The sequence below is a fragment of the Burkholderia pyrrocinia genome, from assembly GCF_018417535.1.
Classification (GTDB): Bacteria; Pseudomonadota; Gammaproteobacteria; order Burkholderiales; family Burkholderiaceae; genus Burkholderia; species Burkholderia pyrrocinia_E.
Genome location: NZ_CP070977.1, coordinates 1,834,791 through 1,846,528 on the forward strand (window position 1 = coordinate 1,834,791; position 11,738 = coordinate 1,846,528).

Annotated in this window: 10 protein-coding genes; 4 read left to right on the forward strand and 6 right to left on the reverse strand. The window is 68.5% G+C overall.

Features of this window, described 5'->3' with window-relative positions; genetic code table 11:
• Positions 1-99: 99 nt before the first annotated feature.
• From JYG32_RS08490 to JYG32_RS08500, 3 genes are read right to left on the reverse strand one after another with little or no spacing between them, the layout of a single operon-like run.
• Positions 100-450, reverse strand: coding sequence for a c-type cytochrome (locus JYG32_RS08490; RefSeq protein WP_213265294.1), 351 nt, complete (start codon positions 448-450; stop codon positions 100-102).
• 33 nt (positions 451-483) lie between these two features.
• A complete protein-coding gene (locus JYG32_RS08495) occupies positions 484-2,688 on the reverse strand; it encodes a xanthine dehydrogenase family protein molybdopterin-binding subunit (RefSeq protein WP_213265295.1) in 2,205 nt (734 codons plus the stop codon).
• A complete protein-coding gene (locus JYG32_RS08500) occupies positions 2,672-3,112 on the reverse strand; it encodes a (2Fe-2S)-binding protein (RefSeq protein WP_129514121.1) in 441 nt (146 codons plus the stop codon). The genes JYG32_RS08495 and JYG32_RS08500 overlap by 17 nt, the downstream gene beginning before the upstream one ends.
• A gap of 343 nt (positions 3,113-3,455) precedes the next feature.
• On the opposite strand from JYG32_RS08500, the gene JYG32_RS08505 reads away from it, so the two are divergent.
• Positions 3,456-3,839: a VOC family protein gene (locus JYG32_RS08505; protein ID WP_213265296.1), complete on the forward strand. Its 384-nt coding sequence runs from the start codon at positions 3,456-3,458 to the stop codon at positions 3,837-3,839.
• 89 nt (positions 3,840-3,928) lie between these two features.
• Here the strand turns inward: JYG32_RS08505 and JYG32_RS08510 are convergent, their stop codons facing one another.
• A complete protein-coding gene (locus JYG32_RS08510; RefSeq protein WP_213265297.1) occupies positions 3,929-5,404 on the reverse strand; it encodes an NYN domain-containing protein in 1,476 nt (491 codons plus the stop codon).
• Positions 5,405-5,682: 278 nt separating this feature from the next.
• Here JYG32_RS08510 and JYG32_RS08515 point away from each other — a divergent pair, with 278 nt between their 5' ends.
• Complete coding sequence (locus tag JYG32_RS08515; RefSeq protein ID WP_213265298.1) at positions 5,683-6,312, forward strand: SDR family oxidoreductase; 630 nt, start codon at positions 5,683-5,685, stop codon at positions 6,310-6,312.
• A 99-nt stretch (positions 6,313-6,411) separates the two neighbouring features.
• Here JYG32_RS08515 and JYG32_RS08520 read toward each other — a convergent pair whose 3' ends face one another.
• Positions 6,412-6,960: a peroxiredoxin gene (locus tag JYG32_RS08520; RefSeq protein WP_174382233.1), complete on the reverse strand. Its 549-nt coding sequence runs from the start codon at positions 6,958-6,960 to the stop codon at positions 6,412-6,414.
• 277 nt (positions 6,961-7,237) lie between these two features.
• On the opposite strand from JYG32_RS08520, the gene cdpA reads away from it, so the two are divergent.
• Entirely contained in the window at positions 7,238-8,980 is a 1,743-nt protein-coding gene (gene cdpA, locus JYG32_RS08525; protein WP_213265409.1) for a putative bifunctional diguanylate cyclase/phosphodiesterase, read from the forward strand.
• Positions 8,981-9,007: 27 nt separating this feature from the next.
• Positions 9,008-10,513: an HDOD domain-containing protein gene (locus tag JYG32_RS08530; RefSeq protein WP_213265299.1), complete on the forward strand. Its 1,506-nt coding sequence runs from the start codon at positions 9,008-9,010 to the stop codon at positions 10,511-10,513.
• Positions 10,514-10,615: 102 nt separating this feature from the next.
• Here the strand turns inward: JYG32_RS08530 and JYG32_RS08535 are convergent, their stop codons facing one another.
• Positions 10,616-11,410 (reverse strand): ABC transporter substrate-binding protein, encoded by a 795-nt coding sequence (locus JYG32_RS08535; RefSeq protein ID WP_213265300.1) that lies wholly within the window; start codon positions 11,408-11,410, stop codon positions 10,616-10,618.
• Positions 11,411-11,738: the final 328 nt, after the last annotated feature.

Here is an 11,738-nt window from a genome sequence, read left to right on the forward strand (position 1 = left end):
AGTTGTGCTTGATATTGATCGGCAGCCCGTTTCCGACAAACCGGGACTGCCGTGCTGCCCGGTTTGCGCCGGCCCTGCGTGCGCCGGCGCAAACCGTCGTTACGGCGTATGCGCGCCGGCCAGGATCCAGTCGGCAAGCCGCCTCGCGTCGCCGGCGTCGATGCGGTTCGGCGGCATCGGCACCGCGCCCCATGCGCCGGTGCTGCCGTTGCGGATGTGCGATGCAAGCCTGTCGGCCGCGCCGGGGTCGTTCGCGTAGCGCGCCGCGACGTCGCGATAGGCGGGGCCGACCAGCTTGCGGTCGATCGCGTGGCAGCCCAGGCATGCATGGCGTTCGGCGAGTTGCCGGGCGAGCGTGCCGTCGGCCGGAGGCGCCGCGACGGCCGGTGTCGCGACGATCGCCGCGCATGACGCGATGACGGAGATGGCCCGTAATTGAATTCGGAACATGGTGATGACCGGATGAGTGGAGAAACGGGCCGCTCAGGACGCGAGCGGAACAGAAAACGGCATCGAACGCGGGCGCTCGCCCGTCGCGCGCCAGATCGCGTCGGCAACCGCCGGCGCGACGGGCGGCAGCGCAACCTCGCCGCAGCCCTGCGGTTCGCGGTCGCTGTCGACGATCACGACCTCGACCTTCGGCATGTCGGCCAGGCCCAGCAGCGGGTAGTCGGCGAAATTTCCCTGCACGACCGCGCCATGCTCGAACGTGATTTCGCTGCGGAACGTGTTGGTCAGCGCGAAGCCGATCCCGCCTTCGACCATCTCGCGGATCAGCAGCGGATTGATCGGGCGGCCGCAATCGATGCCGCACACGATCCGCTCGAGCCTCACCTTGCCGCCCGTCACGCGCACTTCGGCGATCGTCGCGACGTGCGTGCTGAACGCGCCGCCTCGCCCCGTGTACAGCGAATACGCGACGCCGCGCGACACGCCCGCCGGCGCGCGGCCGAACCAGTTCGCGCGCACGGCCGTCGCGTCGAGCACGCGCAGCGCGAGCGGGTCGTGCTTGAGCAGCGCGCGCCGGTATCGCACCGGGTCGGCCTGCGCGGTGTGTGCGAGCTCGTTCACGAAGCTTTCGAGGAAGAACACGCTCGACGTGCTGCCGACGCTGCGCATGAAGCTGACCGGGATCGGCTGCATCACCGTGACCGAATCGACGAGCAGGTTCGGCACGTCGTAGCAAAGGTCGTAGAGACCGTCGAGCATCGTCTCGTCCCAGCCGCCGGCCTTCTCGTACATGTCGCGCTTGATCGCCGCGTACAGCGAATGCCCGGCGACGCGTGCATGCAGCGCGACCGGCAGCCCGTCGCGGCCGAGCGCCGCGCGCAGGCGCGCGGACGCGCACGGCCGGTAGAAGCCGTGCCGGATGTCGTCCTCGCGCGAACGGATCACCTTCACCGGCCGGCCGACCGCCTTCGACGCGACGGCCGCGTGCACGACGAAGTCGGGCACGTACTTGCGGCCGAAGCTGCCGCCGAGAAACGTCGTATTGACGACGACCCGGTCCGCCGGCACGCCGAACAGCGACGACAGCGCCCAGCGCACCTTGTCCTGCCCCTGGACCGGCCCCCACACTTCGATGTCGTTCGCCCGCACGTGCACGGTCGCGTTCACCGGCTCCATCGTCGCGTGGACGATGTACGGCGTGTGGTAATCGGCTTCGACGACCGTGCCGGCCTCGGCGAGACGGCGTTCGGGCTCGCCGATCGTCGTCGCGACGACCGCGTGTGCGGCCTGCAGCGCACCCTTGCGCTGCGCAAGGATCGTCGCGCTGTCGAATGCCGCCGTCGGGCCCGCGTCCCACGCGACGTCGGCCGCGTCGCACGCCTTCTTCGCCTGCCAGTAGCTCTGCGCGACGACGATCACCGCATCCTTCGCGAGCACGACGTCGACCACACCCGGCATCGCGCGCACCGCGTCGCGGTTCTTCACCGCCACGGGCTTGCCGTTCAGCGTCGGCGCCATCGTCAGCGCACCGACCAGCATGTCGGGCACCTGCACGTCGATGCCGTAGATCGCGCTGCCGTCGACCTTGGCCGGCACGTCGAGCTTGTGCAGCGCTGCGCCGATCAGCGTATGCGCGGAGGCGGGCTTCAAGCGGGGATTCGATTCGGGCGGGAGCTTCGCCGCGTCGTCGACGAGCGCGCCGTACGACAGCGAACGGCCGCTCTGCAAGTGGATCACGCGGCCGTCGCGCGTCGCGCATTGCGTCGCACGCACGCCGAGCCGCGCGGCGCCCGCCTTCAGGAATGCCGCGCGCGCCTGTGCGCCCGCGATTCGCAGCCGCGTGTAGAACATCGTCACCGACATCGACGCGCCAACGAACTGTTGCGGCGGCTCGTTCGCCGCGTGGATCCGGTACGCGTCGCGCCCGGTGACGAACTCGACCGTCACGCTGCGCCAGTCCGCATCCATCTCGTCGGCCAGCACCTGCGGCAACCCGGTATACACGCCCTGCCCGACCTCCGCCTGCGACAGGCCGATGATCGTTCGGCCGTCGGCATCGACGCGCACCCAGTCGTTGATCTCGCGAAAGCGTGCGCCGTCGCCGGCCGCTTGCACGACGCCGCTGATCGACAGCGGCAGCAACAGGCTGCCCGCCAGCGCCGCGCCGCTCGTCAGGAACATCCGCCGCGACGCGTTCGGCGTGCGCTCCGCTTGCACCGCGTCAGCCCGCCGCGACATGGATCGCCTCGCGGATGCGTTGATAGGTCGCGCAGCGACACAGGTTCGTGACGGCCTGATCGATCTGCGCGTCGGTCGGCTTGCGGTGCTGCGCGAGCAGCGCGGCGGCGGCCATCACCATGCCCGACTGGCAGTAGCCGCACTGCGGCACGTCCTTTTCGATCCACGCGCGCTGCACCGGATGCGAGCGATCGTGCGACAACCCCTCGATCGTCGTGATCGACCGGCCCGCGACACTCGCGACCGGCAGCACGCACGAACGCGTTGCCTCGCCGTCCAGATGCACGGTGCAGGCACCGCACGCGCCGATCCCGCAGCCGAATTTGGTGCCGGTCAGTTTCGCCGCGTCGCGAATGACCCACAGCAGCGGTGTATCGGGATCGCCGTCGAAATCGAATGGCTGCCCGTTCAGCGTGAAGCGCATCGTCCACCTCCCTTGTTCCGCATCGCCCGTTCGCCACCCGGTGGGTGACGGCGATGGATTGAGGGAGATTCTTCGCGGCGCAAAAAGCCACGCCAATGACCTTTGTTCCCGAAAAAGGCACCGATCGTCCAGATCGTTTCCGCTGACGATTCGCGGCGGAAGCGGTGCCGGCAACCGCGTGCGCGCGGTGCGGGGGAATGGCCGGCACGGCGGGAACGATGCGGCCACGCTGCCGACGGCATCGGCCGCCGATCGGCGCTACGCGCGATCCCGCCTTGACCGCGCACGGCGATCGACTATCGTGAGTCCATGCCCACCGCGGTGCCCTTCACGGGAACACGCCATGAACGCCCAGCTCAACCATACGATCGTCTGGTGCCGCGACAAGCGCGCGTCGAGCCGCTTCCTCACCGAGCTTCTGGAATTGCCGCCGCCGACGCCGTTCGGCGCGATGCTGGTCGTCCCGCTCGACAACGGCGTGTCGCTCGATTTTTACGAAAAAACGGGGGAGATCGCGGCGCAGCATTACGCGTTCCTGATCGACGAAGCCGGCTTCGATCGCGTGTTCGCGCGCATTCGCGAGCGCGGGCTGCCGCACTGGGCCGATCCGGCAAAGCGGCAACCCGGCGACATCTACCGCCACAACGGCGGCCGCGGCGTGTATTTCGACGATCCGGACGGCCACTTCCTCGAAGTGATGACGCGGCCGTATGCGCTGAACGGCTAGCTCGGCAGGCAGGCCGGCCGGCGTTGCGCCGGCCGGTATTGCGCGGCGCGGGTGCCGACCTGTTTCGGGCGACATCCGGCCGGCTGCCGTTACTCGGTGGTCGCCGCTGTCTTGCGCGGACGACGCGCGCGCGGCGCCGCCTTGCGGGCCGGCTTCTTCGGCTTCGCGGCGGCCGGTGCTTCGGCAGCCGATTCAGCAACCGATTCGACCGGCGCCGCGCCATGCGACGGCTGGGCAGCGGCAACCTCGCCGCCAAAATCGCCTGCTGCCGGCTCGGCGTGCGTCACCGCGGCATGCCGATCATCGCCCGGCTCCGCGTCGCGATGTGCGTCGTCGGCATGCTTGCCGTGCGCGTGCTTGTCGCCACCGTGCTTCGCCGCGTCATGCGCGGTGTCGTCCGGCTTCCCGGCCTCGTGACGGCCGGCGCTCTTCGCGGCGGCGCCCTTCCTCGCACCGGTCTTCTTCGCCGCGCTCTTGCGCGCACGCTTGCGGCCATCCTTCGCGTCGCCGTGCGGTTCAGCCGCGTCGGCCGTGACGGCAGGCGCGAGCCCCGCTATGTCGGCGACTTCGGCAACGACCGCCTCTTGCGCTTCGACCTGCACGCTTTCGTGCACGACCGCTTCCGCCCGCTGCCCGCGACGTCGCGGCTCGCGCCCGGCCCGCGCCGGCTCCGCCGCACGCGTGCCGTGGTGCGCGGCGGCGGCGCCTTCACCGCCTGCCGCGGCCTGCTCCGTGGCCGCAGACTGGCGTGCCCGCGACACGAACGCGCCCGACTTGTCGTCGCGCCCCACTTCGAGCAGGCCGCGCGCCTGCGCCTCGTCGAGCAGGTTGCCGAACGCGCGGAACCCGTAGTACGACTCGTTGAAATCCGGCTTGCGGCGCTTGATCGCGCTCTTGAGCACCGACGCCCAGATCTTGCCCACATCGTCGCGCTCCGACGCGAGCGCGTCGAACGTCTCGACCGCCAGCGCGATCGCCTCGGCCTTGCGCGCGTCCATGTCGTGCTTGCGCGACGGCTCGTCGGGCCGCTTCGCGCCGCCGTTACCGGCGCGCTGCTGTTGTTCGCGCTTCGCGAGCGTGCGCTGCTGCTCGCGCACCAGATCGTCGTAGAAGATGAATTCGTCGCAGTTCGCGACCAGCAGGTCCGACGTCGATTTCTTCACGCCGACGCCGATCACCTTCTTCGCGTTCTCGCGCAGCTTCGACACGAGCGGCGAAAAATCCGAGTCGCCGCTGATGATCACGAACGTATCGACATGCGACTTCGTGTAGCAAAGGTCGAGCGCGTCCACGACGAGCCGGATGTCGGCCGAATTCTTGCCCGACTGGCGCACGTGCGGAATCTCGATCAACTCGAAGCTCGCCTCGTGCATCGACGCCTTGAAGCCCTTGTAGCGATCCCAGTCGCAATAGGCCTTCTTCACGACGATGCTGCCCTTCAGCAGCAAGCGCTCCAGCACGGGCTGGATGTCGAATTTCTCGTACTTCGCGTCGCGCACGCCGAGCGCGACGTTCTCGAAGTCGCAGAACACGGCCATGCTGACGTTGTCCAGAGGTAATGCCATGTGTACTCCAACCAGTGGGCCGACGCGTTATAGAGCGTAGCGGCGAAAAATGCATCGCGCACATGATAGCCGGTCGGCGCGTCATTCCCGAATCCGTGTGAATGAATGACCGCCCGAACGCCCGCCGTGTCGCCGGGAACCGCGGACCCGCGCCGGTATGTCCGCGCCGGTATGCCCCTTAATACCTGTCCGCCGTCGGGCCAAATCGACATTACACTTGAGTTATTGGTCGTCCGTCCCTATCTGGAAGGATGACGTATCGAGCAAGGAGCAGTTTCATGACGACGAAGGTACTGCTGATTGGCGCGACCGGCCGCACGGGTCAGGCCTGCGCGGATCTGCTGCTCAAGCAGCCGGAGTTCGAGGTCACGGCGCTCGTGCGCCGGCACGGCTATGCGCTGGCGGGCGCGCGGGTCGTCGAGGCCGATCTGACGAACGATTTCTCGCACGCGTTCCAGGGCATCGCGCACGTGATCTACGCGGCCGGCTCGGCCGAAACGGACGGCGCGGTCGAAGAGGAACAGGTCGACCGCGACGCGGTCGCCCGCGCGGCCGAATACGCGCTTGCCTACAACGCGCAGAAGCTCGTGGTGATCAGCTCGCTGTCCGCGTACCGGCCCGAGCACGGCCCCGACGCGCTGCGCCACTATTCGCAGATGAAGCGCGAAGGCGACGAGCGCGTGATCGCGTCGGGCGTCGACTACGTGATCCTGCGCCCCGGCCCGCTCGCGGACGAGCCGGGCGTCGGCAAGATCGCGCTGACCGACGCGTGGCTCGACCCCGCGCCGCCGGTGTCGCGCCAGGACGTAGCATGGGCCGCGATCGAGGCGATCAAGCTCGGCATCTCGCGCAAGATCGTCGGCTTCGTCGGCGGCGGCGTGCCGATCGAGCAGGCATTGCGCGCGTAGCGCAGCGCCCCGTGCGCCGCCGCCGCGGCGCCGCGCGTTTTCCCCTGCCCGCGGCCCGCACGACGGGCCGCTTCGACGCCCGGGGTCTGTTCCGGCCGCTTACTGCTTCGGATGCGCGTCGGCCCACGCCTTCACGGCGGCGAGCGTGTTCTCGACGTGCTTGTCGGGCGACAGGCTCGTGTATTCGTAGAGAATCTTCCCTTCCGGCGAAATCACGTAGGACACGCGGTTCGCGCGGTCGAGCGCCGGCAGCTTCGCGTCGTATTCGCGGATGATCTTCGCGTCCGGGTCGGCCGCGACCGGGAATTTGCTCCGGCACTCGCTCACCGAGAACTTCGTCAGCGTGTCGATATTGTCTGCCGAGACGCCGATCACCGTCGCGCCATAAGCCTTGTAACGGTCGACCGCATCCGCGAACGCATGCGCCTCGATCGTGCAGCCCTTCGTGAACGCGGCCGGGTAGAAATACAGCACGACCGGGCCCTGCTTCAGCGCGTCGGCGAGCGAGTACGTGTAAGTCTTGCCGCCCAGCGACGCCTGCGTCGTGAAGTCCGGCGCCGCGGCGCCCGGCTTCAGTTGCGCCTGAGCCAACAGCGCATGACCGGCCACCAGCGCCGCCACGGCGCCCAGCAACAGTTTTCGCTTCATCTGCGTCCTCATTTCTTATAAAGTCAGCCTCGATGTAGGCCAAGTCGGCGTTCGCCTGTCGAACGCGCATGCCTGATCCGGTCCTGCGGCAGCGCCATCCGCGCCCGGCCCGTTAAAGATTCCGCACAGTCTGCCGTTATTCCTTCCGGACAACCGGTTCCAGCCCTTCACGTCAGCGAGAAACATGGAAGCCAACAGGAAACAGACGTCACGCAAGGGCTCCTGGCGCAGTGCCTTGCATACGCTGCGCCGCTTCGCCTGGTCGGGCGGCGCGCTGATGCCCGCACGCGCCGGCGCGCCGCGCCGCGACGACTCCGTGCGCGACTGGCTGGAACAGACGGTCGGCACGGTGGATTTCCTCGCCCATGTCGACCGCGAGCTGCGCTTTCTGTACGTGTCCGATGCCAGCCTGCGCTTCATCGGCTACCACCGCGACTACCTGCACACGCTGACGCTGCGCGACCTGATCGCCGAACAGGATACCGCGGCGCTCGAAGGCCTGCTTGCGCGCGCCGCGCGTTCGGGCCAGGTCGAGAAGGCGACGATGTGCATCGTCAAGTCGCTCACCTACCCGCTGGACGTCGAGATCCGCGCGTTCAAGAGCCGCCATCACGGAGTCGACGGCTTCGCGATCGCGGCGTTCGACGTATCGTCGTGGCGCGCGCTCGAGGCGCGCCTGACGTACGAAATGCACCACGACCCGATGACGGGGCTCGACAACCTGTCCGCGCTCGTGCCCGCGCTGATGCGCGCGCAGCAGACCGCCGACGACGACGGCACCTGCGCGGCGCTGCTGCTGCTCGACCTCGACGACTACCAGCGGATCAACCGCGCGCTCGGCTACGACGCGGGCGACACGCTGCTGCGCGAGACCGCGCAGCGGCTGAAGGCGCTCGTCACGCCGAACGAACGGCTCGCGCGCGTCGCGAGCGACAAGTTCGCGGTCGTGCTGAGCGCGTCGAACCGCACGCAGGCGAGCAACGCCGCCGACGCGCTCGCGCGCCGGCTGCAGGCCGCGGTGCGCGAGCCCTACGCGTACCAGGGGCAGACCGTGCATTTGTCCGCGAGCATCGGCATCGCGCTCTATCCGGACGAACGTGCCGCGCCGCATCGCGCGCAGCACCACAGCCCGCTGCTGCGCCGCGCCGACCACGCGCTCGCGCAGGCGAAGGCATCGGGCGGCAACGCGCTCGCGTTCCATGCGCCTGTCGACGATCCGGCCGACGCCGAGCGGCTGAAGCTCGAAGCCGACCTGTACGACGGCGTGCGCAACGGCGAGTTTTCGCTCCATTTCCAGCCGATCACGCACAGCCAGTCGTGCGCGGTGGTCGGCGTCGAGGCGCTGATCCGCTGGCGCCATCCGGTGCACGGCCTCGTGCCGCCGGCGACCTTCATTCCGCTCGCCGAATCGATCGGCCTGATCAACTATCTCGGCAACTGGGTGCTCAAGGCCGCGTGCATGCAGCTCGTCGCGTGGGACCGCCAGGGGCTCGCGCTGCAGTACGTGGCAGTCAACGTGTCACCGCAGCAGTTCCGCGACCCGCGCTTCACGCAGAGCGTGCGCGAGGCGATCACGCTGACGGGCATCGACCCGCGCCGCATCGTGCTCGAGATCACCGAAAGCCTGCTGATGCACGATCCCGCGCATGCGAAGGGGCTGCTCGAGGAGCTGACCGATCTCGGCATCCGCTTCGCGATCGACGATTTCGGCACCGGCTATTCGAGCCTCGCGTACCTGCAGCGCTTCCCGCTCGCGAAGCTGAAGATCGACCGCAGCTTCGTCGAGAACCTGCTGACGTCGCGCAACGACCGCGCGATCGTGTCGGCGGTGGTCGGCCTCGCGCAGACGCTCGATCTCGAGCTCGTCGCCGAAGGCGTCGAGACCGAGGCGCAGCGCGAGCTGCTGACGGAGATGGGCTGCAATCACATCCAGGGCTGGCTCGTCTGCCAGGCGCTACCGTCCGAGGAACTCGCACGGCGCTTCGAGGCGCAGCAATTGCACCTGCACGCCGCCGCCTGACGCGCGCGGCGAACCGGATAGATCCGTATGTCAATCACCGAACACCTGCCCCGCACCGCGTTGCTCGACAAGCTGTGGGCCCGGATGAGCGAACGGGGCGACTTCCCGCTGCTGTCGGAATCGCTGCGCGCGACGATGGCCGCGATGAAGAACGACGACCTCGACTTCACCGCGCTCGTGCGCGTCGTGCTGTCGGACTTCGCGCTCACGCAGAAAGTGCTGCGGCTCGCGAACTCCGCGATGTACATGGCGTTCGGCGGCAACATCACGACCGTTACCCGCGCACTGATGGTGCTCGGCATGGACGCGGTCGGCCATCTGGTCGTCGGGCTGAAGCTCGTCGACCATTTCCACCACAGCACGCCGCGGCGCATCGACGCGAAGCTCGAACTGAACCGCGCGCTGCTGTCCGGCTGCGTCGCGCGCAAGCTCACCGAGCACGCCGAGCTGCGCGGCGGCGAGGAAGCCGTCGTCTGCACGCTGATGCGCCAGGTCGGCAAGCTGCTGGTGGTCTGCTATCTCGACAGCGAATGGGACCGGATCCGCCGGCGCGCGGCCGAGCTGAACGGCGACGAAGCGGCCGCCTGCGCGGACGTGCTCGGCGTCGGCTTCGACGAGATCGGGCTCGAAGCCGCCGCACGCTGGCGGCTGCCCGACGTGATCCGCGCGGGGATGGCCAACGACGACAGCCACGCGGCCCGCGCCGACGCGTTCGACGACGAATACGACGACGACCGCAATGCCGGTCATGCGGCCGACGACGGCCCGGCCGACCGAGTACGCTGGCTGCGCGCGGTGAGCCGCTGCTCGACCGATGTCGCGAGCGCGCTCACGATGCCCGCGAGCCCGCAGCGCGACGCGCGCATCGCGGCGCTCGCGCAGCACTACGGCACGGAACTCGACATGGAACCCGACACGCTCGTCGAGATCGCCGACCGGCTCGCGCGCGAGGAAGCGAGCGACACCGTGATGCGCGAGATCGTCGAGCTGCGCGCGAACGCCGATGCGATCGCCCGCGCACAGGCGGAGCCCGAGGCATGCCTCGAAGCCGGCCTCGCGGACCTGCGCGCGCTGCCGTCCGAGCATGTGCTGACGCCGGTGCTCGCGCTCGCGTCGGAAAGCCTGCTGGCCGGCCTCGCGTTCACGCGCACCGTGATGTTCGTGCGTCACGACGACGGCACGTTCGCCGCGCGCCTCGGCTTCGGCACCGGCGTCGATACGGCACTCGACCGGCTGCGCTTCGACGAGCGCTTCGAGCCGGACGTGTTTCATCTCGCGATCACGAATTCGGTCGGCATCTTCATCGAGCAGGCGCAGGAACCGAAGATGCTCAAGCGCCTGCCCGCGTGGTATCTCGACGCGTTCGACGACACGCGCGCGTTCGTGCTGCTGCCCGTGCGCGTCGGCGCGACGACCGTCGCACTGCTGTACGGCGACTGGGCCGGCGCGCAGCCCGCGCGCAAGATCACGCAGCAGGAGATGAGCGTGCTCAACGAACTCGCGCGCGAACTGGGCCGGTTCTTCCCGTCGTAACGCGGGGGCCTGCCGACCCGCCCCCGCCGTTTCCCGCCTCCCAAAAGCAAAACGGCCGCATAAGCGGCCGGTTTGCTTGCATCGCGCGGTCGAACGAAACGCTTACTTGAGCGTCACGGGCACGCTGAAGTACTTCTTCGCGAGGTTGTCGATCGTGCCGTCGGCCTTCAGGTCCTTCAGCGCCTGATCGAGTGCGGTCTTCAGCGCCGCGTCGTTCTTGCGCAGGCCGAAACCGACGCCCGAGCCGAGGATCTCGGTGTCGCTGACCGTGCCGCCCGCGAACCCGAAGCCCTGGCCTTGCGGCTTCGTCAGGAAGCCCTTCGAACCGGCTTCCGAATCCTGGAACGTCGCGTCGAGACGGCCCGACTTCAGGTCGGCGTAGGCCAGGTCCTGCGTCTGGTACGGCACGACTTCAACGCCCGCCGGCGCCCACTTCTTCTTCGCGTACGCTTCCTGGATCGTGCCCTGCAGCACGCCGACGCGCTTGCCCTTCAGCGATTGCGGGGTCGGCAGCAGGCCGCTGCCCTGCTTCGCGATGAGCTGGTTCGGAATCGTGTAGATCGGATCGGTGAACGCGATCGCGTGCTTGCGCTGGTCGGTGATCGTCATGTCCGAGTTGATCGCATCGAACTTGCGTGCCTGCAGCGCGGGGATCAGGCCGTCGAAGTCGTTCTCGACCCACACGCACTTCGTCTTCAGCTTCGCGCACACCGCGTTGCCGATATCGATGTCGAAGCCGGTCAGCTTGCCGTCGGGCGTCTTGAATTCGAACGGTGCGTACGAAGCCTCGACGCCGAACCGGATCTCCTTCAGATCCGCGGCAAACGCGCTGCCTGCCGCCACGGCCGATGCCGCCACCACCGCATGCGCGGCCACTTTACGCCAATCCAACTTCATCAGGTGCTCTCCTCGATACTCGAATGTTCCGGAACTACGGGCGTTTGCATCATTGCAGGGTCGGATGACCGCGACAATCGCGATGCCGCGCCGTGATGCGGCGCAACAGCCGCAAGGCCGCGATTGTACCAATCCGCGCGGCCCGGTATGGCAAAGCGGGCGACGACGCGCGATGCTGCGCTGCGTGTGCGGCGCCGGTCAGGCTATCCGCCGAACTTGCAAGACGGTGTCGCGAATACGCAAGCCGGGGGCCGCCCGCCGTCCGCCCCGACATGCAGGCGACGACGACGGGATACCGACAGGTTGCGGGTCACGCGCGGGCCGCGTG